Below are 26,335 nucleotides of genomic sequence, written 5' to 3'. Positions count from 1 at the left end.
CGATAACAGTATTATCGTTTCACAAACTTCAAATTAGGCTGATTGTTTTTCACTAAAACGATCAACCCACAATGCAATGACACCGTCTCCCGTTACATTACATGCCGTACCGAAGCTATCTTGGGCTAAATAAAGTGCAATCATTAACGCTACAGCCCCTTCGTTAAATCCTAACATACTGGTTAACAAGCCTAATGCAGACATTACTGCACCACCTGGCGCTCCTGGTGCAGCAATCATAACGACCCCAAGCATCATAATAAATGGCAACATACCAACAAGTGAAGGTACGCCCATATTGGGTGATAAGAACATGACGGCCATCGCACATGTTACAATAGTAATGGTCGAACCTGATAGGTGGATAGTCGCGCATAAAGGCACACTAAAGTTAGCAACATCTTCTTTTACGTTATTTGCTTTACTCGCTCGTAATGAAACAGGAATTGTTGCAGCACTTGACATAGTACCTAATGCTGTAAAATACGCTGGGAGCATGTTCTTCAACAACTCAAGTGGATTACGTTTGAGTAAGATACCACTGCCTACATAAAGGATACTTAACCACACCCAATGCATAACAAGCGCAGCGATAAGTACAACTCCAAACGTTTGTAAGGTATCAACGACGGTGCCAGCCACAGTCATTTCAGCAAATACACCCGCAATGTAAAAAGGTAAAGCAGGAATAATGACCTTAGCGAGTAACGCATCAATCACATCTCGCCCCTGATCAGACACTTTCTTAAGCGTTTCTAATTGTAATTGACTCATGCCAATACCAAAAACAAATGCAGTAGCAAGAGCAGTCATTACACCCATCAATGGTGGAATTTCTATATCAATAAAGCTTGTAACTTCAGTAACAACTTCAGCTTCAAATGTTAGGCCACCATCAAAAAGCGGGATCACTGCACTGATAACTAAAAAAGCCAATGTACCTGCAATGACTGTTGAACCATACGCAAAGCCAACTGTTTTACCCAGAAGGTGACCTGACCCTTTAGGTAAGCCCGCAATTCCCGAGGCAATAAAAAATAAAATGATTAAAGGGATAGTAAAAGAAATTATTTGTCCGATAATTTCTTTTGCGGTGTAAAGAAGCTCAACACCTATCAGTGGCGCATACAAGCCCACTAAAATACCACCGAGAATACCGGCTATTAATTTGAGTATTAAATTCATAACGTTCACTTTAAGATATAGATATTAACCTTTTACCACGTTTTAATTTATTTTTGTTATAAATTAGGCAGATTTATGTTTGATCGTATAAATTACCACCACAACAGGGCTCAAACTGATTTAAACGTAAATATATGCGCCCTATCGCGTTGCATTTGTTAACAAACATGCAAATTTATAACATACCCCTAGTTTGAACTTTTATAAGCATTTATGTACAAATCAATTATCTGTGCAGCCTTTATCAGCGCTTCCTTTAACGCTATTTCGGCTACTCAACCTATTAAACTACCTTACATCCCTCAATCAGCCACTGTAGATGGAAAATTAGATGAACCAAGCTGGAAACAAGCCAGAAAAATAGTCATAGATAATGTAACTTGGCCTTACGAAAATACTAAAAGCCCGGTGAACACCAACGTATACGTTTACGAAAATGGTGAAACTCTTTTTATCGGATTTGATGCACAAGATTCAAACCCTGAAGATATTCGCGCATTTTATCGTGATCGTGATGCTGCTTGGGACGATGACTTAGTCGGTTTAAAGATAGACTCTTACAATAACTCCCAACTTGCATATCAATTTTTTATAAACCCTCTTGGTGTCCAACAAGATTCAATTGAAAATGAACTTACTAAAAGCGAAAGTTCATCATGGGACGGTATTTGGGATAGTGTGGGCATTATTCATGAAAATGGTTATACGGTTGAAGTAGCCATACCTCTGCGTGTACTTAACTTTGATGACAGTATCGCTAATAAAACCATGGCTATGGAATTTTTACGGTTTTTACCCAGAAGTGAACGTTTGCGTATTTCGAGCATGCAAATAGATCATGGTAACAATTGTTGGATTTGTCAGATGCCCAGTTACATAGGATTTCAACAAGCAAAACAAGGTAACAATGTAGCTGTTATTCCTTCTGTGGTAACTGGAAAAAGTGAAAACCGCGACATAGATGCAACTGAGGTAGGTGAATGGCAAGCCGATCAAAATACTGAAGTAAGCCTTGATGTAAAGTGGGGTATCACTCCCGATATTACGCTTAATGCTACCATTAACCCTGATTTTTCTCAGGTAGAGGCTGACGTTGCACAGCTGAGTGTTAATAATAACTTTAGCTTGTTTTTTCCAGAAAAAAGGGCATTCTTTTTAGATAATGCAGACTATTTTGCCTCTACACTAAACTTAATACATACCCGAAATATTGCAGAGCCCGACTACGGAACTAAAATTACAGGCAGCAAGAACGGTCATACTTTTGCAGGCTTTGTTGCCAACGACAGTCAAACAAACGTTTTAATCCCCGGGAATCTTGGTTCTTCACTTGTTTCTTTTGACAGTAAAAGTGAAAACGCTGCGCTGCGTTATCGATATGATTTTGCGTCAGCTTTGTCATTGGGTTCAACAATAACACACCGCCAAAGTGATGATTACCAAAACAGTGTATTGAGTATTGATGGTAAGTTTAAACCGACAGTGAATGATACATTTTTACTTCAAGCCTTAAAGTCTGACACACAATACAGCGATGAATTTATAAATGAGTTGTGTGATGGTGAGAGTTGTTTAGACGCTGATCCTGAGCCTTGTGAAATAAATCAGGATTGTGATTTTAATGAAGGTGTTTTACGAGTTCTTAATCAACATAAACAATCAGGGACTGGCTACTTTGTAAAATATGAACACGATGAAAAATATTGGCGAGCTTTTGCCGATTACCAATACCGCGATGCCGATTTACGTGCTGATTTAGGGTTTATTTCGCAAGTTGATTTTCAAAAGTTTACCACTGGTGGGGAATATCGCTGGTATGGTGAAAAGCACAACTGGTGGAATCGTGCTAATTGGTATGCGGATTGGGATATTACACATAACGAAAATAACGAATTACTAGAAAAAGAAGCCCAAACTAGCTTTTCAGTCAATGGCCCTCTGCAAAGTTATTTTGAACTATCTATGGAACACCGAAACCGAACTGGCCTTCGTCATGATAAATCTCGACTAGACATCGACAATAATACTGATCTTTTCAGCGAAAATGGTATTGGTTTATACAGTAACTTTAAGCCCAAAGCTGGATTATTTGCTTCTTTATACATGTACACGGGTAATGCAGTAGATCTGGCCAATAATCGTGTTGGCAACAAGCTTCGGATCCGCCCGATTTTAAATATGAATTTGGGTAAGCACTTTGAAATACGCCTTCGTCATACCTATGAGAAGTTAGACGCAAACGGCCGTGACGTATTTACCGCTAATTTAAGTGACGTCAGGTTGACCTATCAATTCAATGTAAATAGCTTCTTAAGGCTTGCCGTTATCTACACAGATCTCGAAAGGAATAAAAGCAACTATATTGAAGATGTCGACAGCCAATATAAAAAATTAGCTACACAGCTGTTGTATTCTTACAAACTAAACCCACAAACAGTTTTCTTTGCAGGCTACTCCGATACAGGCTATCAAGATGATGAGCTTTCATCCATCACTAAAGAACAGCGCACTTTATTTGCTAAATTCAGCTATGCTTGGCTTTTATAATTAACTAATGAGCCTCAATAGAGAGCTCATTTTAGCTGTTAGCCGCTGATTATAAGGCTTATGACTAAATGCTATAAGCCTATTCGCTATATGTTATAGCCAAACTTTACTTTCGTTTTTTATGGGGCAAAGTAAAGTGTGGTTATTATAGATCGAACACATACGTGATTTGATCCCGATTGAATTAATTGCTTCCAAGGGAACATTATGTCTAACATTTTTGAAGATAACTCATTAGCGATTGGTAACACACCAATCGTCAAGCTTAACCGCGTAACGTCTGGGAATGTATTTGCCAAGATAGAATCTCGTAACCCAAGCTTTAGTGTAAAATGTCGTATAGGCGCTTCAATGATTTGGGAAGCAGAAAAATCGGGCGTTCTAACTAAAGATAAAGAATTAATCGAACCAACATCTGGTAATACAGGTATCGCGCTTGCTTTTGTTGCAGCTTCACGCGGCTACAAGTTAACGCTAACTATGCCAAACACAATGAGCTTAGAGCGTCGTAAGCTTCTTAAAGCATTAGGTGCAAATCTAGTGTTAACAGATGGTGCTAAAGGTATGAATGGCGCTATTGAAAAAGCGAAAGAAATTCAAGCAAGTGATCCTCAAAAGTACATTCTTTTACAACAATTCGAAAACCCTGCAAACCCTAAAATTCACTTTGAAACAACGGGCCCAGAAATCTTCGAAGCAATGGACGGAAAAATTGATATCTTCGTTGCAGGTGTTGGTACAGGCGGTACAATCACAGGTGTTAGCCGTTATCTAAAACTAGAAAAAGGGCTAGATGTGCTATCAGTTGCTGTTGAGCCAACAAACTCACCCGTTATCAGCCAAACACTCGCTGGTGAAGAAGTTAAACCTGGTCCTCATAAAATTCAAGGTATTGGCGCAGGCTTTATCCCGGGCAACCTAGACTTAGAAGTTGTAGACGCTGCTGAGCAAGTATCTAATGAAGATGCAATTTCAATGGCTCATGAACTTATGAAAAACGAAGGTATTTTAGTGGGTATTTCATCAGGTGCCGCTGTTGTAGCTGCTAAGCGTCTTGCTGAAAAGCCTGAAAACGCAGATAAAAACATTGTTGTTATCTTACCAAGTGCGACCGAGCGTTACCTTTCTAGCCCGTTATTCGCTGATGAATTTTCTGATCAAGAACTCGTACAGTAATATATTCTCGATATACTAAATACCTCAGGCCCCGTATCTATGCGGGGCTTTTATTTGTACCTCAATAAAATTAAAACACAACCCTCCCCTCCATAATTAAGACACATTTGACGGCTAGTGTTATATAACTCATTTCCATTTTGCCTTCTTATGTACAACTTTATATACCCCTTAGTGTTAATATTATCTTTTTCAACTTTAGCTGTTGCTGATGCCAAAATAAAAAAAATCGAAACATCTGTAGCAAATGAAAATTTAGACATCTCAAGAAAAAGCTTAGATTCATTTTTTGAACAGATGGAGTTTGCTAAGTCACTAAGAAAAGCGAGTAACCATAAAAAGGCCATTGAAGTTTTAAAGCCTCTATTAAACTATACACACCTGTCTAACACAGAGCTATTCAAACTGCACACTGAGCTGGGGATCAATCATCGACGCTCTTTATTATTAAAAAATGCCACAACACATTATCTCTTAGCCAAAAAAATAGCGAAAGAAATTGGCGAAAATGAATTACTTTCCAAAGCCCACAGTAACCTAGGTGTTTTATATGAAACACAGAGCAACTTATCCCTGGCTATGCAAGAGCAAACTAAAGCATTAGCACTTCTTGATGAAAGTTCAAACTGGGGGCTAATAGCGAGTGTGTATTACAACCTAGCTGAAATATCTAGTAGGTTGAATAAGTTAGAGGAGGCAGCCTACCTTTACTCAAAAGCACTTGAGAACGATAAAAAATCACAGGACAAATTTAATATTGCTTCCACTAATTTAAGTTTAGCTAAAATAACAATTAAGCAGACTAATTATCATCTTGCAATAACACAGCTCATTAGCACACTCGAGTATCTATCTAGTTTGAAAGCTCCGCAGCAGCTCTCTGTTACGCATAGACTATTATCCTTAAGTTACTTGAAAACAAACCGATTAAATAAAGCATTCAAGCACGCAAATAAAAGTGTATCGTTTGCACTAGAAACAGACTCGCCGATTTATAAAACTTATTCATTAATGCAATTGTTAGAAGTGTCGTTAGCGAAAAAAAACATACTTTTAAGTACACAAACTTTGCACAAAATTCAGCGGCAACTAGAACATATTGATAACGAAGTACTGCTTTTAAAGTACCACAGATACAGTGCTTTACTTCTTGAATTAACCGGCGATCTTGAAAAAGCAATTCTGCATTGGAATAAAGTTGACTCATATCACAACATCATTCAAGTAAACTATTTAAATGTGGCTACTACGAATTATATGCACCAAGTGGATTCACTTGTCCAAAGACAAAAGCTTATTACATCTGAACAAAACAATATTGTCAGCCAAGCTAAACTGAAAACACAAAGGCTTGAGAAAAAAATATGGTTACTTGCATACTCAGTAGTATTTCTACTGTGTATTTTGATAATCAGCCTTTACTATATAAAACACAGAAAAGCTAAGTACAAAGCTAAGCTTTATCAATCCAGCTTGAATTTGAAAGACAAAATGTTAGCCGACATCTCTCATGAATTAAGAACGCCTTTGAGTGTCCTCAAGCTCAATATCGAAAGCTTAGAGCATGATTTACAGGAAGATAAATCACTTGCATACCAAAAAATCAATGACAAAATTAGTCAACTAAATAACTTGATAAGTAATGTCTATCAATTATCGCAAGTAGATAATGCATCTATGAGTTTAAACAATCAAACCTACTCTATTGTCAATTTATTTAAAACCTATTCTGAAGACCTTAAATCAATGGCAGAGCATAAAGGGCTCACATTTATCATAGACAATGCGGTTTCACAAAAACAAAGTATTTTTATTGATAAACACAAACTCGATCAGATAATTTATAACATCTTCAATAATGCTTGTTTGTACACAAATAACCCTGGATTAATTAGATTTAAAGTTCGCCTAAATCCAACACAACTTATTATTCAAGTGGATGATAGTGCTCCTGGCGTCTCAGAATCACATATTGAACATTTATTTGAACGCCTTTACAGAGTCGAGGATACACGCTCTAAATCTGTTGATGGTTCAGGCTTAGGGCTCTCAATATGTGCTAGCTTGCTAAAGCTTATGCAAGGTTCAATTAAAATAAAAAAAGGTAAATACGGGGGGCTATGTGTGAGGGTGTTACTCCCACTTAAATATTAAAAAACTATACAAATTAATATCTTATCCATTTTCTATCCATATTTAATTGTTTAAATGTAACAATACAGTGATGGAGAGAAAACATGACACAGCAAACATTAAAACACCGAGATTGGGTAAAGATAATTGATAAACGCCATAGAGAGCTCTCACTTAAAAAAAAGAAAACAATAGCTGACTTACTGCCTTGCTATTTAATTTGTTCGGTAGCGATTGGATCAGCATTTTTAATATTATCCAGCTTCATAAAATCAAACAAACAAGAAGAACTCTCAGCTCAAGAAAAGCAAATTATTCAGCAGTATTTTAGTAAAAAATTGAAAGCAGGAAGATGGTATTTAAGTCATTCAGACTTCAATGGTAATAACATAAGTATTTATATCAACTTACCGGAGCTGCTTCCTATAGAAGAGCCCTATCTGAGCAACTATATTCAAAATACTTTGTGTCCATCGCGTAAAGAACATGAATCAAAGCTCATAGAAAATTACAACTTATTGATAAATTTGTTCACCGGGCCAAAAGCAACCAGTATGCAAAGCACAAGGTGTAAGGTGTAATTTAAACTGCAAAAAGCCAGTAATAGAATACTGGCTTTTTTATTGACTGGTTAAGCTATTTCATCTTTATTGAAGCAATAGCCGGCTCCATATACAGAGCCAACTATTTTAGGAGAGAAATTTAAGTGTTTAAGTTTTTTGCGGATGTTTTTAATATGGCTATCAATCACTCGGTCGGTGATATCCAAGTTGCTCGGTTGCACATATTCAAGAATATATTGTCTAGAGAACACACGGCTTGGTGATTTATACAGGAGTGAAAAAATGTCAAATTCTACTTTAGTAAGAGCAAGCAAGTTGCCTTTTAATTTTACAGTTAGGTTTTCAGTGTTTATTTCGATGGCCTGCTCAGCCTCTGTATGTTGATTTTGTGAGCACCGGCGTAATATAGCTTTCACACGCATTACTAACTCAGCCGCACTGAAGGGTTTACAAACATAATCATCAGCCCCCAGTTCAAGCCCTTTTAATCGGTCTGACTCAGCAACTTTGGCTGTAACCATAATTACAGGTACTAACGAAAAAAGCCTAATCTTCTTTAGACACTCGACCCCACACTGATTAGGTAGCATTACATCCATTATTATTGTATCGGGTTTATTTTCTTTAACCCAAGAGACAACTTTTGCACCATCATCAATATGTGTTGACTTAAAACCTGCCGCTTTAAAAAAAAGCATTACTTGTTGAGCAATATCAATATCATCTTCAACAATTAAAACATGATGCATAAATGAGCCTGTTTATTTTATTTGAATTGTTTTTAAATGCTTTTTTATCGAGCATCTAAAAGTTAATGATAATGTTTCGTCAAATAACAACATTGATAATACATCATATATATCATCACTATTTTCCAACTCACAAAGTAAATCCTGCTCAATGGGTGTTGTTGACTTGATAAAGCCAAGGGTCGATAGTTTTGTATAAGAAACTGACATATCTAAGCGCTATCCATATAAGTTTACACCAAAAATACTATTTTGGTTTTAAATTCTAATATGGTTATTACAACTCAATATTATGGAGAGAATATGGATAATGTCATAAGATGTTATTTATTTAAGTATAAAGGAACAGTAATGAGCACGCTGACGCCGCCTAATTCACTTAGCGATGCGTTGATAGTCCCCCCATGTAAAGATATTATTTTTTTACTTATTGCCAGTCCTAAGCCTGAACCACCGGATTCTCTGCTTCTTGATTTGTCACAACGGTATAAACGGTCAAAGATTTTATCTAAATCATTTACACTGACACTTGGACTGGAATCACTTAAGCATAGAATCAAATCGTTATTAATGATCTCGCTACTAAACTCTACTTTACCTGGTAAATCTGTGTAGTTAATACTGTTGCGCGCGAGATTATAAATAACCTGATTTAATTTATGAACATCAATTGATACTGAAGCGTTTAATTGTATATCAACTTTACTTTCAAATGATAAACCCGCTTTAGTCACTAACAGTTCAATGTCATTTGAGAAGCTTGAAACGAGCTCATGCGCATCACACTGCACCCTTTGTAACTCTAGATATCCACTATCAGCCTGAGCAAGTTCATATATATCAGAGATTAATTTATTTAGGCTGTCCAACCTGACATGTAAGAGTTTATATGTCGCGTCTGGATCATCTATCAAGTTATGCTCTAGTGACTCTATATTTAATTTTAACACCGTTAAAGGTGTGCGAAGCTCGTGTGATACATCCGCTAATAATTGGTCCTTCATCATAAGCGACTTATTTAATATTGTCGCTTCTTGCTGAGCCAACTTGCGTTTTTGACGATAGAGTAAATACAAGCCAATAAAACTGAGTAGAAGTATCAGCGCCACACCAGCAGCAATAAACATATTTTGCTGATTTTTAATTTCATTAACTTCCTGCTCTGCTTTCATTTCGGCTAATTCGATCTGAGACGTTTGGTATTGCGCTTGTGCTGCTAACCCTAGCGCGCGTGAGTTACTCTCATTATTCATTTCGTCTGTTAGTTTATTGTATGCCATATTTTTCATAGCAAAGGCTTCTTCAAAACGACCTAGTTGGCTATAAACTGTGGCTAATAAGTTTGTTAATGTATGTTGAGAACTCTGTGTAACACCGCTGGTATTGAGCTTATTTAAAATCTTCAGAGCCTTCATATGATCATTATTACCCACAAGCGCTTTAGCATAAGATAGTGAAAGCTGTTGATGTAGTACCTTACTTTCAATTTTATCTAAGCTTTCAAGTGCTTCTTCAAAAAGAAGAATAGCCTCTGCGTATTGCTGTGTATGTGTAAGTAACTCAGCCTGATTACCTTTAGTCCATGCAATATTTCTTTCACTTTTTAACTCAGTGAAAAGCGTCAACGCCTCTTCTAAAAAAACGGGTACTTCAGCATATCGTTCAAGAGCCATCAACTGTTGACTTATTTTAATTAGGTCAGACCCCGCATAATTAAAAAACTGAGTTTTTTTGTCATACTTATATGCATTTAAATACGCATCGAGGCTTTTTTCATGATCTTTTAAATCTGCATAGCTTTTACCAATACTGTAATATAATTGACCATACCAATTTTCGGGGGATTCTGCCTGATTCGTTACATAATCTAAGAGATCTAACTGAATTTCTAACGCTTTAACAGGCAACTTTAGATCACTATAAATCATTGCTTCAGCATTATAAGCAGCCATGGTAACAGGTGTGTTATTTGCCATAGTCGCCGCAATTTTGGCCCTTTCTACAGCTCGCATCGCTTCACTAAATTTACCGCTCTCTTTAAGAGCAAAAGAGTAAAACCGTAAACTATGGCTTAGCATCCGATGGTCTTTTGTTTTTTCAAAGAATTTAATTGCTTGCTCAAAATTTCGTTGTGCTGTTATAAATTGCCCGAGATTTATAGCCAAATCTCCACGAGTAATAAATAATTTCCCCTGATATTCAGAACTTTTAAACCGCGTAAGCAACTCCTCAAGTTGATTCAAGTAATTCTCTACTTTAGTAAAATCTCCCAGCTTATTGTGCAGTAGTGCAACTCTGTGAAGAACGAAAACACGTTGGCTATCAGCAAGCTCACTTTCAAGCAACCTTGCTCCTTCTTGAGCCAGCATTTCTTTATCTTTTTGTTCTTTTATTGCGGCTACAAACGAATCAAATTGTGTTATCTCATTTGCAATTAATACCGGAGCTGTAAATACACTTAAAGCTAAAATGAGTTTGATCAATAATTTCATTTACTCTACAAGTCCATACTGTGAGTTATTTTATTGATTTAATAATAACAGTTTGCGATATAAAATTCTGTTTATAATAAAAAAGCAAGCCAGTAGGCTTGCTTTTCATATTCTTAAACTTTCAAAACGTTATACTTCTAAGTAGTCCATGATCCCTTCAGCGGCATTACGCCCTTCGAAGATTGCCGTAACTACTAAATCTGAGCCGCGAACGATATCGCCACCAGCAAAGATTTTTGGATTTGTGGTTTGATGGGTAAAATCACCTTGCTCTGGTGCATTAATGCCACCCCAATGGTTAATTTCAACATCGTATTTTTCTAACCAATCCATTTTGTGTGGCTTAAAGCCAAACGCCATAAGTACTTGGTCGGCTTCGATTACATGCTCTGAGCCAGGTACGACTTCTGCGCGGCTACGACCATTCTCATCAGGTTCACCCATTTGAGTTTTAACCATTCTAACGCCTGCAACATGACCTTTATCGTCAAGTTCGATACCTGTAGGTTGTACGTTAAAGGTAAATTCCACACCTTCTTCCTTGGCGTTTTTAACTTCACGCTTTGAACCAGGCATATTTTCTTCGTCACGGCGATAAGCACAAATTACTTTGTCAGCACCTTGGCGAATCGATGTACGAACACAGTCCATAGCTGTATCACCACCCCCAAGTACCACAACTTTTTGCTTAGCCATATCAATATAAGCTTGGTTTGTCTCGTCATAGCCCATTACGCGGTTGGTATTGCCAATTAAGAACGGTAATGCATCATGTACACCCGGTGCATCTTCGTTTTCAAGGCCTGCACGCATACTTTGATATGTACCCACACCTAAAAACACAGCATCGTAATCAGCTAAAATCTCATCCATGGTGATATCAACACCGACTTCGACGTTAAGTTTAAACTCAACGCCCATTTCAGTGAATATTTCGCGGCGCTTTTGCATCACTTCTTTTTCAAGTTTGAAAGAAGGAATACCAAACGTTAATAACCCACCAATTTCAGGGTGACGGTCAAATACGACCGGTTTTACACCATTGCGCACTAGAATATCAGCACAGCCAAGACCTGCTGGGCCTGCACCAATAATGGCTACTTTTTTATCTGTCCATGTCACATAGGACATGTCAGGCTTCCAGCCCATTTTAAATGCCGTGTCAGTAATATACTTTTCGATATTACCGATAGTTACTGCGCCAAACTCTTCATCCAACGTACATGAGCCTTCGCATAATCTATCTTGTGGACAAACACGTCCACATACTTCAGGCAAACTATTGGTACGGTGAGACAGCTCTGCGGCCTCTAATATACGGCCTGTACGAATTAACTTGAGCCACTGTGGGATATAGTTATGTACTGGGCATTTCCACTCGCAATATGGGTTACCACAATCTAAACAACGATCAGCTTGAGAGTTTACTTGAGTCTCTGAAAAGGGTTCGTAAATTTCAACAAACGATTTCTTACGTGACGAAATAGGTTTCTTTCGCGGATCAACCCGCTGCACGTCTATAAATTGATATACATTCTCGCTCATACTACCCCCTTACTGTGCTTGAACACGAAGTTCTGCACTACTGCGAGCGCGATGCCCGAGTAAACTTTTCACATCACTTGATTTTGGTTTAACCAACTTAAACTTAGGTAAGTAAGTTTCAAAATTAGCTAAAATATTCTCTGCACGACTTGAGCCTGTTAGCTCTAAGTGCTCGGCAATTAGACCGCGTAAGTGTTCTTGGTGAGAACTGAGTTCATCCAATAGCACAACTTCAACCAACTCTGGGTTAATGCGTTTTTCAAAGTCGTTACGCTCATCTAAAATATAAGCAAAACCACCTGTCATACCCGCACCGAAGTTAACCCCAACATTACCAAGTACGCACACAACACCACCGGTCATGTATTCACAGCCGTTATCGCCTAGGCCTTCTACCACTGCTTGCACACCCGAGTTACGCACAGCAAAACGCTCACCTGCACAGCCTGCAGCAAATAACTTGCCGCCTGTTGCACCGTATAAACACGTGTTACCAGCAATCGTCGCTTTGTGGCTTTGAAATGATGAACCTAGCGGCGGACGAATAACCAGCTTACCGCCAGCCATACCTTTACCAACATAATCGTTAGCGTCACCTACAAGCGTCATTTCAAGTCCGCCTGCATTCCACACACCAAATGATTGACCAGCAGTACCGTGCAATTCAATTGATACAGGATCAGCTGCCATACCTTGGTTGCCATGTTTGTCAGCAATATAACCTGATAGCATGGCACCCACTGAGCGATCGGTATTACAAATACGATTAACCAGCGAAATCCCCGTACTTTCATCGATTGCTTGTTGTGCTTTTTCAAGCAGCGTTTCGTTTAACTTACCTAAGTAATGTGACGAGTTTGGCGCACTGCAATAAAGCGTTTCACCCGTTGGGTTATTTGGCTGAGCAATCACAGATGATAAATCAATCTTTTGTTGCTTCGCGGTTTTGCCTTCAATCGCTTCAAGTAAATCTAAGCGACCAATTAAGTCGGTTAAATTTGCTACACCAAGGCTTGCCATGATTTCACGTGCTTCTTGTGCAATAAACTTAAAGTAGTTCATCGCCATTTCTGGCAGACCATGATAATGCTTTTGACGCAGTGTATCGTCTTGTGTTGCAACACCGGTCGCGCAATTGTTTAAGTGACAGATACGTAAGTATTTACACCCTAATGCCACCATAGGGCCAGTACCAAAGCCGAAGCTTTCTGCCCCTAAAATAGCCGCTTTTATAATGTCTAAACCTGTTTTTAACCCGCCATCTGTTTGTAGACGAATACGGTGACGTAAGCCATTTTCAACCAATGCTTGTTGGGTCTCTGCAAGACCAAGTTCCCATGGGCTACCTGCATACTTCACGGATGTTAATGGACTTGCACCTGTACCACCGTCATAACCCGATATTGTAATTAAATCGGCATAGGCTTTTGCAACACCCGTTGCAATCGTCCCCACACCTGGCTCTGATACTAGTTTGACCGAGATCAGCGCTTTAGGGTTTACTTGTTTTAAATCAAAAATTAGCTGGGCTAAATCTTCAATTGAGTAAATATCGTGATGTGGTGGAGGCGAAATAAGCGTTACACCGGGTACTGAATAGCGTAGCTTAGCAATATACGGGGTTACTTTTTCACCCGGTAACTGGCCGCCCTCGCCTGGTTTTGCACCCTGCGCTACTTTGATTTGAATGACATCAGCGCTGCGTAAGTAATGCGGTGTTACACCAAATCGGCCCGAGGCAACTTGCTTAATACGCGAGTTTTTCTCTGTACCGTAGCGTAGTTTGTCTTCACCGCCCTCACCGGAGTTCGAACTACCGCCTAAGCGGTTCATTGCGATGGCCAGTGCTTCATGTGCTTCCGGTGACAACGCACCAATACTCATTGCCGCAGAGTCAAAACGTTTATATAGCTCAGTAGCAGGCTCAACATCATCAATGCTGATACCTTTATCTGGCAATTTAAGCGCCAACATGTCACGCAATGTAGATACTGGGCGTTTATTAACCAAATCAGCATAGACGCTGTAATCAGTGTAGTCACCTGAACGCACTGCTTTTTGCAATGTTTGAATAACGTCTGGGTTGTAAGCGTGGTATTCACCGCCATGTACATATTTTAATAAACCACCATGGCTTAATAGCTTGCGTTTGCTGTGTGCTAACTGATGAAGTTTACGTTGGTCTTCATCAAAGTCGCTAAAACATGCGCCCTTGATTCGACTAGCTACGCCATTGAAACACGTATCAACTATTGTGTCTGACAAACCGACCGCTTCAAACAACATTGAGCAGCGATATGACGCAACGGTACTAATGCCCATTTTCGACATAATCTTGTATAAGCCTTTGTTTATCGCATTACGATAAGCAAGGGTCACTTCGCAGTAGCTTTTCTTAATCACTTTTGAGTCGCTCATTGCAACCAATGATTCATACGCAAGGTATGGGTAGATTGCCGTTGCACCAAAACCAATTAGTACGGCAAATTGGTGCGCATCTCGAACACTACCTGTTTCAATGATGATATTTGATTCGCAGCGTAAGTTGTTATCTACAAGGCGTTTTTGTACAGCGCCAACAGCCATTGCTGCTGGGATTGGTAATTGATTTTCATCAAAATTACGGTCGCTTAGAAATAACATTACACAGCCTGAAGCCGCTTTTTCTTGCGCTTCATCACAAATGCGGGTGACCGCATTAGCTAAGCCTTCTTCTTTACTATAAGTAATGTCAATTTTACAGTAGCTGTAATGCGCTTGGTCGGCACTTAGTAACTGCTGCATGTCAGCGTACATCAAAATCGGTGTATCAAACTGCAAGCGTTTAGCGTGGCCTGTGGTTTCGTTAAACACGTTTTGCTCACTACCAATACAAGTAGCCAGTGACATAACGTGATTTTCACGAAGAGGGTCGATCGGCGGGTTGGTTACTTGCGCAAACTTTTGGCGGAAGTAATCAAACAACGAACGGTTACCTTCAGATAGCACGGCAAATGGCGTATCATCGCCCATCGAGCCCGTTGCTTCTTGGCCAATTTCACCCATTACACGAATAACACTGTCGAGCTCTTCGTTAGTAAAACCAAACATTTTTTGGTATTTAAGTAAGGTGTGATCGTCAAATGAACGATTACCTGCATCTTGCTCTGATAACTGCTCGAACGGTGTTAATCGTTTCACATTCTCTTGCAGCCATGCTTTATAGGGGTGGCGCGCTTTTAAATCTTGATCGATTTCATCAGAGTGCCAAATTTTGCCTAAATGTGTGTCAATAACTAACAGTTCACCCGGACCAACACGGCCTTTTTCAACGACTTCATCAGCGGTGTAATCCCAAATACCCACTTCAGAGGCAAGGGTAATAAAGCCATCTTGTGTGATCACATAGCGCGCAGGACGAAGGCCGTTACGGTCTAGATTACAGGCCGCAAAGCGACCATCAGACATAACGATACCCGCTGGGCCATCCCACGGTTCCATATGCATTGAGTTAAAGTCATAAAACGCACGTAAGTCATCATCCATTGCACGGTTTTTCTGCCATGCAGGTGGCACAAGCATACGCATAGCACGGAATAAATCCATGCCACCCGCTAAAAATAGCTCAAGCATGTTATCTAAACTTGATGAATCTGAGCCTGTTTCATTAACAAAGGGTGCTGCTGTTTGTAAGTCAGGAATAAGTGGCGAGGCGAACTTGTACGAACGCGCACGCGCCCACTGACGGTTACCTTGAATCGTATTGATCTCACCATTGTGCGCTAAATAACGAAATGGTTGAGCAAGTGGCCAGCGTGGCTGTGTGTTTGTTGAAAAGCGTTGATGAAAAACACATATCGCACTGGTCATACGAATATCAGCTAAGTCTAAATAAAAGTTAGGTAAATCTACCGGCATCATTAAGCCTTTGTAGATGGTCACTAACCCAGACAAGCTCGCTATGTAAAAACCTTCATCGTCGCTTAAACGTTTCTCAGCACGACGACGTGCGACGTATAAGCGGCGCTCTAAATCTTTCGGACGCCAACCCTCAGGCGCACTTACAAAAATTTGTTCAAAATTTGGTAGTTGTTTTTTGGCAATAGGGCCCAAGCACGATGCATCTGTCGGCACAACACGCCAACCCTGAATATTAAGCGTTTCTTTTTCGAGTTCTTCACTCAATACATCTTTGGCAGTTTGTGCAAGTACTGGATCTGCGTTTAAGAAAATCATGCCAACTGCATAATTTTTACCTAAATGCCAATTTTGCTCACTGGCGATCGCGCGAAAAAAGCTGTCTGGTTTTTGTAACAATAAACCACAACCATCGCCTGTTTTACCATCGGCAGAAATACCACCACGGTGTTCCATACGGTCAAGGCCGGTGATCGCTGTTCTTATTAAGCGATGACTAGCCTGACCATTAACCTGGGCTATTAAGCCAAAGCCACAATTATCTTTTTCTAATTTTGAGTCGTATAACATAGACCCCTCCCCTTGCTACAACAGCTAGCTATTAAAGATCTTCTCGACGGTTTGCTAGCAGACGGTCAAAACTATCGCCAATTGTACATAGAGTCAATAGCATTATGAATACATATTCATATTCTTGAATATTTCTCACGCAAGTACAATCTTTTTATTTCGTGCCAATTTTTAACATTTAGCCAATAAACACCCATTATTTTTTTATGACACTGGTGTCAAATTTAACAACTTGTAAAAAACGACACTTTTAAAATCACAGTTTACGTAAACGTAAAGACGCCATAAAATGCATAAATATTCACTATCGAGTTTGAGTGATGTCCATCGCTTTTTTCCATTGAGTGTCGAATTTTTACTTATTATAAATGGCGTAATTAAGATGCACTTTTACAAATTGACTCAAGGCATAACTCTGTTGAGCTGCATAAAAAACACATAAATGCATAAATACCACTTTGTGATAATCGGGCTATTTACCTTCCCTTACATAAAAGCACTATGAAATTGACCTTAAGGGAATGCTCAAAAAAGTGTCCGCTGCGGACACATTTACTGTCCGCGGACACATTAAATAGGGCAAGTAAAAACATTTAATACAATAAATCAATAACTTGAAACTTGGCACAGTAATCGAATACATAAAACTAAGATATTAATAGGACACCATTATGTTTATTCTCAGTTTGTTTTTAGTCTCGCCAATTACCATGCTTGCCGTGAGCTTAATGATTACCTACCTCGAAGAATAAATATAAAAAATAAAGGAAGTCTCATGATAAAAGACACTAGCGCACAGGACACTTCTGTTGTCCGAACTAAAAGCTATAAAAAACCGCTCATTATTGGGGCAGCAATCATGTCGCTTGTTGCATTGTGTGCTCAGGCATTTATGGGCACTGAAAAAGGGGCATTTTCTGTTGATAGAGATACATTGCAGATTGCCCACGTAACTCGGGCTACATTAATTAGGGATGTTTCTGCCAGTGGCAAAATCGTCGCTGCAAATGCACCAAAAATTTACAGCCCAGAACGAGGCTATGTGGATTTACGAGTAAAAGCAGGCGATAACGTTAATAAGGGAGCGATTATTGCTATTGTTGAAAGCCCTGAACTCACGAACGAATTAAAGCAACAACAATCTGTATTAGCGCGCCTAGACGGTGAGCTTAAACGCAAACACCTAGAAGCGCGCAGACAAAAACTGAGTTTAACTAAAGCTCTCGACCTCGCTCAAGTTGAACTCAATGCTGCTGATAGGGAAAACCGCCGCGCTAAACTTTCAATTTCTAAAAATTTAATTAGCCAAATTGATCTAGAAAAAGCAGTCGATGATTTAGCTCGCGCAAAGCTTTCATACAAACATGCCCAACAAGAGGTAGCGTTAGCTAAGGATACATTAGCGTTTGAACTTCAAGCCGCTGAACGAGATTTAGCACGGCAACAGCTTGTTGTTGACGAACTAAACCGACAAGTTAGCAACCTGACTATTGAAGCTAGCGTTTCCGGTATTGTAGGCAATTTATTAGTACAACAAAAAGAAGCGGTTACGCAAAGCCAACCGTTAATGACCTTGGTTGATTTGAGTAACTTTGAGGCAGAACTGCAGGTCCCTGAAAGTTATGCAAATGAACTGGGGCTAGGCATGACAGTCGAGCTCACATTAGGGGCTAGTAAAGTGTTAGGAACGCTTAGTGCAATTTCACCCGAAGTTAATAACAGAGAAGTCACCACTCGGGTCAGGTTTAATAAAGAACTAACAGGAATTCGTCAAAATCAACGATTGACCGCCCGTATACTATTAGAAAACCGCGACAATGTGTTGCAGGTCAAACGTGGTGCATTCCTACAACAAGGAGGAACTCGAGCCTATAAGGTTGTAAATGACTCTGCACAATTAATTGATATATCTATTGGGGCAACAAGTATCAATGCCGTCGAAATAATCACAGGTGTAGAACCCGGCGATCAACTAATAATTTCAACTTATGACAATTTTAAAAACGCATCAACCTTATTACTCCGCTAATAGTCGCGTTTAAACAAAACAATAAAAGGACACAATCATGCTAAAAATGAACAACATTAGTAAAATATATCAAACTGAAATGGTACAAACACATGCATTGAAAGACTTTAGTTTACAAGTAGATGAAGGTGAATTTATTGCGGTAACAGGGCCTAGTGGCTCAGGTAAAACAACATTTTTAAACATCGCTGGCATGCTAGAGCCCTTCTCTGAAGGAGAATACTTACTTGACGGTATTGATGTTGGCAAATTAAACGATAACCAGCGCGCTGATGTTCGTAATCAAAAAATTGGCTTTATATTTCAAGGCTTCAACCTCATTCCTGATTTGAATTTATACGAGAACATTGAAGTACCTTTGCGCTATAGAGGTATTAAAGCAGCTGAACGTAAACGTCGAATTGAACAATGTTTAGAGCAAGTAGGCCTTGCCTCGCGTGCTAAGCATCTACCGCAGCAACTGTCTGGCGGTCAACAACAACGGGTTGCGATCGCACGAGCGCTGGCGGGTGAACCAAGGTTTTTACTCGCTGATGAACCAACGGGTAATTTAGATAGCCTAATGGCACGCCAAGTGATGGAATTACTTGAACAAATAAATCGCGATGGTGCAACCATTGTGATGGTCACACACGACCCCGAACTCGCCCGCCGCGCCCCCCGTAATATTCAAGTAGTCGATGGTCAACTCGCCGATTTTACCTTGTACCAAGGCGCGCAAAACCTTAAAAATGTTGCTGGAGCGTAAGCCATGCTATTACATTACTTTGATTTAAGTTGGCGTAGTTTTAAACGTACGCCATTGGTCAGCAGTTTGATGGTGTTAGCAATTGCTATTGGCATTGGTGTCACCATGACAAGCCTCAGTGTTTATCACATGATGGCGAGCGACCCAATCCCTAGTAAAAGCAGCCAGCTGTTTAGTGTTCAAATGCAAATAATGGATGATGGCAACACATGGTGGACAAAAGATAATTTACCACTGCAGTTGACATACAAAGATGCGACCAACTTATATCGTGCTAATACTGAAGGTAACCGCTTGAGTATGGTGCGTAGTGGCTTTTCTATCTATACCGACTCAGACACCGTTAAGCCTTTTAGCAAAAGTGCGCGGATGACCACACCTGAATTTTTTGACATGTTTCAGCTTGAGTTCTTATATGGCAATAAGTGGTCGCAACAGCAAGAAGAAAATGCAGCTCCTGTCGTTGTCATAAGTGAAGAGTTGAACGAAAGGCTATTCGCTGGTGAAAATTCTGTCGGCAATATCATTTACCTTGATAACGAAAGCTATGAAGTTATTGGCGTAACAAAGAACTGGCCTTTAGTCGTTAAATACTACGATTTAAATAATGGAGCCTTTAACGAGCCTGAGAGCATGTTTTTACCATTTAGCCTTGTTGAAGCGAGAGAATTTGGCAACTGGGGTAATACCAATGGCTGGAAACATGAAGACGTTAGAAGCTTTAAAGCGAAGCTACAGTCAGAAATGGTATGGGTTCAATTTTGGGTGGAATTAAACAACGCACAGCAAAAACAAGACTATGAAACCTTTTTAATGGCCTATATGGAAGAGCAACAAAAGCGTGGCCGTTTCAATCGCAAAGAGCTTATTTACAGCTTACGCGATGTTAACCAATGGATGGAATACAACAATGTAATCAGTGAAGACAATAAAATCTTGGTCGCATTAAGTTTTATGTTTTTAGCCGTCTGTTTAGCCAATATTCTTGGCTTATTGTTAGCAAAATTTTTACGTCGCGCGCCTGAAGTCGGTGTACGCCGCGCTTTAGGGGCTAGTAAACGGCAAGTATTTTTACAGCACCTTGTTGAAGTTGCAATGCTCGGATGTTTCGGTGGCTTAATCGGTATCGTACTTGCACAATTAGGGCTGTGGGGTGTTCGTCAAAGCTATGATTACTACTCATCAATCGCCACTATGGATATCACTATGTTACTCAGTGCACCCATTATTGCAATTACAACCTGCATCTTAGCCGGGCTCTACCCTGCTTGGTTAGTTTGTAAAACCAACCCTGCAATTTACCTAAAGAGCCAATAGGGGCAAATTATGTTAGAGATAAAACCAATTTTTCACGCGTTATGTCGCTCAAAAATAGGCGCCTTATTGCTATTACTTCAAATTGCTATCACCACCGCGATTGTCAGTAATGCTGCATTTATAATTGAAGATAAAGTGAGCTATTTAAGTCAAGAAACAGGCTACCCTGAAGACGAAATATTTTCATTCCACGTCATGTTATTTGGTGATGATGTTTCTAGCCACCAGCAGTTTGAGTTGGACGAAGCAATGTTACGTAGGTTACCTGGCGTAATTGATGCTGCTTATATTAGTAATACACCGCTTTCAGGGAGTGGCAGTGCGTCTGACTTTAGTATTAACCCAGCTCCTGAACCCGGGCTTTCAGCCAGAACGTCCTATTTTTTTACTGATGACCATGCTTTAAATACATTAGGACTTGAACTTGCTGCTGGACGAAACTTCAACGAAAGTGAAGTTATTGTAACTGATAATAATGAGCAACGTGCTAATGTAACTATCATTACCCAAGTACTAGCCGATGAGTTATTTCCTGATGCAGATGCTTTAGGTAAAACCGTATATTTAGGTGATATTGCTCTTAAAATAGTGGGTATTATCAAAAAAACTAAAGGCCCTTGGCTCAAAGATAGCCGCCCTGATAGTGTTGCTTTAATCCCTTACATCAACCCAAATATTTCAGGTAACTTTATCGTTCGTACTGATGCCAGCCAACGCGCAAAATTAACGAGTACAATTGAAGATGAGATGCTAAAAAACTATGACAAACGCGTAATTGTAAGAGTCCGAGGTTTAGATGAAGCCAAAGAAAGTTACATGGCGCAAGACACCTTAATGATGCGTATGTTAATTGTGCTCATCACTATATTAGTACTGGTAACTGCTCTGGGTATATTCGGCTTAACTTTATTTAATATCAGTAAGCGGACTAAACAAATTGGTACCCGTCGTGCATTGGGCGCGAGAAAATCTGCCATCATTAGCTATTTTTTAGTTGAAAACGCCATGATCTGTAGCTTTGGTTTAATATTAGGTTGTATCGCAGCCTTATTACTTGGCCAATTGCTCATGCAACATTTTTCAATTGCTGCATTACCAACAAGTTATATAGTAGGCACCGCAATTATGGTGTTTGTAATGAGTTTGCTAGCAGTATTTGGTCCAGCCAGACGTGCGGCGAATATATCCCCTAGCATTGCTACGCGAACCATATAAAGCCATTCCCAACCTATGCTACACTGGTTTAATACCGTGTAGCATTTTAAATAAAGATAATAAAAACAGCGATTATATTCTCATGGAAAAAATACTTATCGTTGATGATAACCCCGCTGTTTTAGAGGCGCTATCATTACTACTGGAAATTCATGACTTTGCTGTTGTGACTGCCACTAATCCATTTGAGGCCATTCAAGTGGTGCAATATCAACGTATTGCGTTGGTCATCCAAGATATGAACTTCACTGCAGACACAACCTCTGGTGAAGAAGGTAAAGCGCTTTTTTATCAATTAAGGCAACTCAATCCACACTTACCCATTATTTTGATCACTGCATGGACAGAGCTTGAAGTAGCCATAGAGCTTGTTAAAGCAGGTGCCGCAGATTACCTACCCAAACCATGGGATGATACAAAGCTGCTAACGTGTGTCAGTAACTTGATCGAACTTGGTCAGGCAAAACAACAAAACGCAATTTATAAGCGTCATCAACAAGAACGTGATAAAAGTATAAACAATGCAGAACTCGTCGGGTTAGTTTACAAAAGTACGGCCATGGAAAATATTCTCACAATGGCCATCCAAGTAGCTAAGTCGGATGTTTCAGTGCTCATAACAGGCCCCAATGGCAGCGGTAAAGAGCGAATAGCACATATAATTCAAGCCAATTCTTTATTGCACGATCACCCCTTTATAACAGTAAACGCCGGTGCCCTGCCCAGTGAATTAATTGAAGCAGAATTATTTGGCGCCGAAGCTGGTGCATACACAGGAATAACCAAACAACGTATTGGCCGCTTTGAGGCAGCTGATGGGGGAACATTGTTTTTAGATGAGATTGGCAATCTACCTCTGTCAGGGCAAATGAAGTTGCTACGCGTTTTACAAACGGGTGAATTTGAACGACTCGGTTCGACTCAAACACGAAAAGTTAATGTGCGAGTTATTTCAGCAACCAACGAAAATTTGGCAAACGCTATTAAGCTGGGTAAATTTAGAGAAGATTTATACTATCGCCTGAATGTCATTGAGTTAAATTTACCCGCTCTTGCTGAGCGTCCAGATGACATCTTGGTACTAGCAAATCACTTTTTGAACAATAGAGAGCTTAGCATTGAAACAGAGCAAGCATTATTAACCCACAGTTGGCCTGGCAATGTTCGTGAACTAGAAAATGCATGTAAACGCGCGGCCGTATTAAACTCATCAGGTATTATTACTTTGGCTGATTTTGCATTACAAACACCCAAAATGAATAATTTGAGCACTAAAACTGAGGTGACAAAACACGATATAGAGCAGGCCATGCACCTACATCAAGGAGTAATTGCAAAGGTTGCGAGGCAATTTGGTATGAGTCGGCAAGCACTGTATAGACGTTTGCAAAAATTTGAGATTGATTATTGATGAATATTAACAATCGATTTATGAGTATTCGCTATGGTTTGCTTTTTATAAGTGTTGTTGCCGCACTCGTCCCAATTTTGCTAATTAGTTGGATTACAGATCTTTCATGGCAGCTGGCTCTTGCTTTCAGTGTTTTTTCTGTACTGATAACCAGCTACTTATCACTGCGGTTGGTTAATCCACTAATGCAAGGAATACATTCATTAGAGACAGGATTGCTTAATTTTAAAGATGGGGAACTTTCATCATTACTTGCCTATGATGAAAACAATGAAATTGGGAGATTATGCGAACTTTATAATCAAACAGCAAAACAACTGCGCCAAGAGAAACAATGGATTTATCAACGTGAATTGATGCTAGATAAAGTGCTACAAAGCTCACCGCAAGCGGTTATTTTAAAAAACGACCAAGGCTTTATCGTTTACAGTAACCACAGCGCCAGAGACTTACTCAATGCTAAAACGTCACTTGAAGGCAGTCAGTTTTCGGCGCTATTTGCCAATGCCCATCCACAGCTAATTAATGCCCTTGAGCGCGAAGTTGACGGTTTATTTACCCTGGATAATCAACAACAAGAATCGCAAACGTGGCATTTAGCCACTGGCAAACTGTTACTCAATAATCAGTTTCATACTTTATATGTATTTAAACAATTAACTCGCGAACTAAGCCGCCAAGAAGTGGAAGTCTGGAAAAAAGTGATACGTATAATCAGCCACGAGCTCAATAATTCACTCGGGCCTATGTCATCCATGTTACACAGCGGAAAAATTCTCAGTGCGAAAGTCGATGAGCCAAGACTAAGCCGCGTATTTTCAACCATTGAAGAGCGTATTAAACACTTAAACGAATTTGTTCAAGGTTACGGTAAGTTTGCCAAACTCCCCACACCACAGCTTTCTAAAATAAATTGGCCAACATTATTCTTGCAACTACAAAATCAATGGTCATTTAATTTATCAGAGCAAACCGCAGTAACAACGTTTGCAGATCAAACTCAGATTGAACAATTACTAATTAACCTGTTGAAGAATGCGCATGAATCGGGCTCTAAAGCTGAGCATATTACAATCACACTAGCACAAGATAATAACAATACCCGAATTATCGTAAGTGACCAAGGCAAAGGAATGAGTGAGCAAGTGATGGCCAATGCACTGATCCCTTTTTATTCAACAAAATCAAGCGGTAGTGGTTTAGGGCTCGCATTATGCAGAGAAATCGTTGAAGCACACCATGGGCAGATAAGTTTGCATAATCAAGCTACAGGCGGGTTAAGCGTACACATAATACTGCCTAATAACACCCAATAAAAAAGCCGCTAAACAGCGGCTTTTAAACATTCTAACTGGCAATCAGGATTACTCAGCGTCAGCTTCTTTGAACTTTGCTGCTGTTTCAGTAATCAATGGTTGTAACTCACCACGCTGGAACATTTCGATGATGATATCGCAACCACCAATCAACTCACCTTCAATCCAAAGCTGTGGGAATGTTGGCCAGTTAGCATAAGCTGGAAGTTCAGCACGGATGTCTGGATTTAGTAAAATATCAACATACGCAAACGGTTCGCCACAAGACATTAGAGCTTGAGACGCCTGTGAAGAAAAACCACAATTTGGTAATTTAGGTGAGCCTTTCATATAAAGGATAATTGGATTTTCTGAAATCTGCTGTTTAATTTTATCAATGGTTTCCATCTACAACCTCAAAGTGACGATAGCTGAACATATTCATGGCTTGAAAAATTTTCATTAAGCCTCATATATGTATCTTAAAATGGGCAAATAAAGCCGCAATCGAAATAGTCTTGCATTTGCATTGCTGTTTTGCATTGCTGTTTGCTAAAACTTGAGTAAAATACTCAACAATTATAGTAACACTATAATTCTGTTTGGTATAGATAAGTGGTCTGTTCAAGCAGGCATTACGTATTACCAAACGGACTATCAACCAAAAGAAGATGGAGATAAAAATGTCATTTGAACTACCGTCACTACCATATGCAATTGATGCACTTGAGCCACACATCTCAAAAGAAACACTAGAGTTTCACCACGGCAAACACCACAACACTTATGTTGTTAAATTAAATGGTTTGATCCCTGGCACTGAATTTGAAGGCAAAACACTTGAAGAGATCGTTTGTTCTTCAGAGGGCGGCGTATTTAACAACGCAGCTCAAATCTGGAACCACACTTTCTACTGGAACAGCCTTTCTCCGAACGGTGGCGGCGAACCAACTGGCGCAATCGCTGACGCGATCAATGCTAAGTGGGGCTCTTTCGATGCGTTTAAAGATGCATTAAATGATAAAGCAGTAAATAACTTTGGTTCAAGCTGGACGTGGTTAGTTAAATTAGCAGATGGTTCACTAGACATCGTTAATACGTCTAATGCTGCTACACCACTAACTGATGAAGGCGTTACGCCTGTTCTTACTGTTGATTTATGGGAACACGCATACTACATCGATTACCGTAACGTGCGTCCTGATTACCTTAAAGGTTTCTGGTCTCTAGTTAACTGGGAATTCGCAAACGCAAACTTCGCGTAATTTAGTAACCTATTTAGAGTTTACTAATAGAAAAGGTGCTTCGGCACCTTTTTTTGTTATTAAAAATTGCTTTGTAATATTGACCACCCTCCTTAAAAATATATTTCCTCTATTTGAACGCCGTACCCACGCAAGGTAAGCAACAAGGTGTATTGAAAGTAATCGTTTGAAATAAGTCCTCATAAAACCCTAAGATAA

General features: G+C 39.5%; 17 protein-coding genes. 11 read left to right on the top strand and 6 right to left on the bottom strand.

What is annotated here, in order from left to right:
• Positions 1-33: 33 nt before the first annotated feature.
• Positions 34-1,185 carry a dicarboxylate/amino acid:cation symporter gene (locus CSC79_RS17725; RefSeq protein ID WP_099297096.1) on the bottom strand — a complete coding sequence of 384 codons (1,152 nt, stop codon included), beginning with the start codon at positions 1,183-1,185 and terminating at the stop codon, positions 34-36.
• Between the two features lie 213 nt (positions 1,186-1,398).
• Between CSC79_RS17725 and CSC79_RS17720 the strand changes: the two genes are divergently transcribed.
• The 4 genes from CSC79_RS17720 (at position 1,399) to CSC79_RS17705 (ending at position 7,622) form a co-directional block, all read left to right on the top strand.
• Complete coding sequence (locus tag CSC79_RS17720) at positions 1,399-3,732, top strand: carbohydrate binding family 9 domain-containing protein (protein ID WP_099297094.1); 2,334 nt, start codon at positions 1,399-1,401, stop codon at positions 3,730-3,732.
• Between the two features lie 207 nt (positions 3,733-3,939).
• Entirely contained in the window at positions 3,940-4,908 is a 969-nt protein-coding gene (cysK, locus tag CSC79_RS17715; protein ID WP_099297092.1) for a cysteine synthase A, read from the top strand.
• Between the two features lie 174 nt (positions 4,909-5,082).
• A complete protein-coding gene (locus tag CSC79_RS17710) occupies positions 5,083-7,062 on the top strand; it encodes a tetratricopeptide repeat-containing sensor histidine kinase (protein ID WP_180270454.1) in 1,980 nt (659 codons plus the stop codon).
• An 83-nt stretch (positions 7,063-7,145) separates the two neighbouring features.
• Positions 7,146-7,622: a hypothetical protein gene (locus CSC79_RS17705; protein ID WP_099297088.1), complete on the top strand. Its 477-nt coding sequence runs from the start codon at positions 7,146-7,148 to the stop codon at positions 7,620-7,622.
• Positions 7,623-7,672: 50 nt separating this feature from the next.
• Here the strand turns inward: CSC79_RS17705 and CSC79_RS17700 are convergent, their stop codons facing one another.
• From CSC79_RS17700 to gltB, 4 genes are all read right to left on the bottom strand, one after another.
• The gene (locus CSC79_RS17700; protein WP_099297086.1) at positions 7,673-8,353 is read right to left on the bottom strand and encodes a response regulator; all 681 of its coding nucleotides are present in this window, start codon (positions 8,351-8,353) and stop codon (positions 7,673-7,675) included.
• Positions 8,354-8,676: 323 nt separating this feature from the next.
• The gene (locus tag CSC79_RS17690) at positions 8,677-10,845 is read right to left on the bottom strand and encodes an ATP-binding protein (protein ID WP_099297082.1); all 2,169 of its coding nucleotides are present in this window, start codon (positions 10,843-10,845) and stop codon (positions 8,677-8,679) included.
• A 129-nt stretch (positions 10,846-10,974) separates the two neighbouring features.
• Positions 10,975-12,390, bottom strand: a complete 1,416-nt coding sequence (locus CSC79_RS17685) for an FAD-dependent oxidoreductase (RefSeq protein WP_099297080.1) — start codon at positions 12,388-12,390, stop codon at positions 10,975-10,977.
• 9 nt (positions 12,391-12,399) lie between these two features.
• Complete coding sequence (gene gltB, locus CSC79_RS17680) at positions 12,400-16,857, bottom strand: glutamate synthase large subunit (RefSeq protein WP_099297078.1); 4,458 nt, start codon at positions 16,855-16,857, stop codon at positions 12,400-12,402.
• 775 nt (positions 16,858-17,632) lie between these two features.
• Here gltB and CSC79_RS17675 point away from each other — a divergent pair.
• The 6 genes from CSC79_RS17675 to CSC79_RS17650 all read left to right on the top strand — a co-directional run bounded on the left by CSC79_RS17675 (position 17,633) and on the right by CSC79_RS17650 (position 24,893).
• Positions 17,633-18,886: an HlyD family efflux transporter periplasmic adaptor subunit gene (locus CSC79_RS17675; RefSeq protein ID WP_099297076.1), complete on the top strand. Its 1,254-nt coding sequence runs from the start codon at positions 17,633-17,635 to the stop codon at positions 18,884-18,886.
• A gap of 37 nt (positions 18,887-18,923) precedes the next feature.
• A complete protein-coding gene (locus CSC79_RS17670; protein ID WP_099297074.1) occupies positions 18,924-19,634 on the top strand; it encodes an ABC transporter ATP-binding protein in 711 nt (236 codons plus the stop codon).
• 3 nt (positions 19,635-19,637) lie between these two features.
• Positions 19,638-20,951 carry an ABC transporter permease gene (locus CSC79_RS17665; protein ID WP_099297072.1) on the top strand — a complete coding sequence of 438 codons (1,314 nt, stop codon included), beginning with the start codon at positions 19,638-19,640 and terminating at the stop codon, positions 20,949-20,951.
• 9 nt (positions 20,952-20,960) lie between these two features.
• A complete protein-coding gene (locus CSC79_RS17660) occupies positions 20,961-22,166 on the top strand; it encodes an FtsX-like permease family protein (protein ID WP_099297070.1) in 1,206 nt (401 codons plus the stop codon).
• Between the two features lie 82 nt (positions 22,167-22,248).
• Positions 22,249-23,577 (top strand): sigma-54 dependent transcriptional regulator, encoded by a 1,329-nt coding sequence (locus CSC79_RS17655; protein ID WP_099297068.1) that lies wholly within the window; start codon positions 22,249-22,251, stop codon positions 23,575-23,577.
• The gene (locus tag CSC79_RS17650) at positions 23,577-24,893 is read left to right on the top strand and encodes an ATP-binding protein (protein WP_099297066.1); all 1,317 of its coding nucleotides are present in this window, start codon (positions 23,577-23,579) and stop codon (positions 24,891-24,893) included. Before CSC79_RS17655 ends, CSC79_RS17650 begins: the two co-directional genes overlap by 1 nt.
• Before the next feature lie 48 nt (positions 24,894-24,941).
• Here the strand turns inward: CSC79_RS17650 and CSC79_RS17645 are convergent, their stop codons facing one another.
• Positions 24,942-25,280 (bottom strand): Grx4 family monothiol glutaredoxin, encoded by a 339-nt coding sequence (locus CSC79_RS17645; protein ID WP_099297064.1) that lies wholly within the window; start codon positions 25,278-25,280, stop codon positions 24,942-24,944.
• A 275-nt stretch (positions 25,281-25,555) separates the two neighbouring features.
• Between CSC79_RS17645 and CSC79_RS17640 the strand changes: the two genes are divergently transcribed.
• On the top strand, positions 25,556-26,137 hold the full coding sequence (locus CSC79_RS17640; protein ID WP_099297062.1) for a Fe-Mn family superoxide dismutase: 582 nt from the start codon (positions 25,556-25,558) through the stop codon (positions 26,135-26,137).
• Positions 26,138-26,335: the final 198 nt, after the last annotated feature.

Origin of the sequence: Pseudoalteromonas sp. 3D05 (genome assembly GCF_002723455.1) — a bacterium.
Lineage (GTDB): Bacteria > Pseudomonadota > Gammaproteobacteria > Enterobacterales > Alteromonadaceae > Pseudoalteromonas.
The sequence above is the reverse complement of the archived record's forward strand: the minus strand, read 5'-3'. Positions and strand labels throughout refer to the sequence as shown.

Bases quoted from the DNA above. Each gene is read 5' to 3' on its own strand.
- CSC79_RS17725 (WP_099297096.1), bottom strand. From the start codon at position 1,185: ATGAATTTAATACTCAAATTAATAGCCGGTATTCTCGGTGGTATTTTA.
- CSC79_RS17720 (WP_099297094.1), top strand. From the start codon at position 1,399: ATGTACAAATCAATTATCTGTGCAGCCTTTATCAGCGCTTCCTTTAAC.
- cysK (WP_099297092.1), top strand. From the start codon at position 3,940: ATGTCTAACATTTTTGAAGATAACTCATTAGCGATTGGTAACACACCA.
- CSC79_RS17705 (WP_099297088.1), top strand. From the start codon at position 7,146: ATGACACAGCAAACATTAAAACACCGAGATTGGGTAAAGATAATTGAT.
- CSC79_RS17700 (WP_099297086.1), bottom strand. From the start codon at position 8,353: ATGCATCATGTTTTAATTGTTGAAGATGATATTGATATTGCTCAACAA.
- CSC79_RS17690 (WP_099297082.1), bottom strand. From the start codon at position 10,845: ATGAAATTATTGATCAAACTCATTTTAGCTTTAAGTGTATTTACAGCT.
- CSC79_RS17685 (WP_099297080.1), bottom strand. From the start codon at position 12,390: ATGAGCGAGAATGTATATCAATTTATAGACGTGCAGCGGGTTGATCCG.
- gltB (WP_099297078.1), bottom strand. From the start codon at position 16,857: ATGTTATACGACTCAAAATTAGAAAAAGATAATTGTGGCTTTGGCTTA.
- CSC79_RS17675 (WP_099297076.1), top strand. From the start codon at position 17,633: ATGATAAAAGACACTAGCGCACAGGACACTTCTGTTGTCCGAACTAAA.
- CSC79_RS17670 (WP_099297074.1), top strand. From the start codon at position 18,924: ATGCTAAAAATGAACAACATTAGTAAAATATATCAAACTGAAATGGTA.
- CSC79_RS17665 (WP_099297072.1), top strand. From the start codon at position 19,638: ATGCTATTACATTACTTTGATTTAAGTTGGCGTAGTTTTAAACGTACG.
- CSC79_RS17660 (WP_099297070.1), top strand. From the start codon at position 20,961: ATGTTAGAGATAAAACCAATTTTTCACGCGTTATGTCGCTCAAAAATA.
- CSC79_RS17655 (WP_099297068.1), top strand. From the start codon at position 22,249: ATGGAAAAAATACTTATCGTTGATGATAACCCCGCTGTTTTAGAGGCG.
- CSC79_RS17650 (WP_099297066.1), top strand. From the start codon at position 23,577: ATGAATATTAACAATCGATTTATGAGTATTCGCTATGGTTTGCTTTTT.
- CSC79_RS17645 (WP_099297064.1), bottom strand. From the start codon at position 25,280: ATGGAAACCATTGATAAAATTAAACAGCAGATTTCAGAAAATCCAATT.
- CSC79_RS17640 (WP_099297062.1), top strand. From the start codon at position 25,556: ATGTCATTTGAACTACCGTCACTACCATATGCAATTGATGCACTTGAG.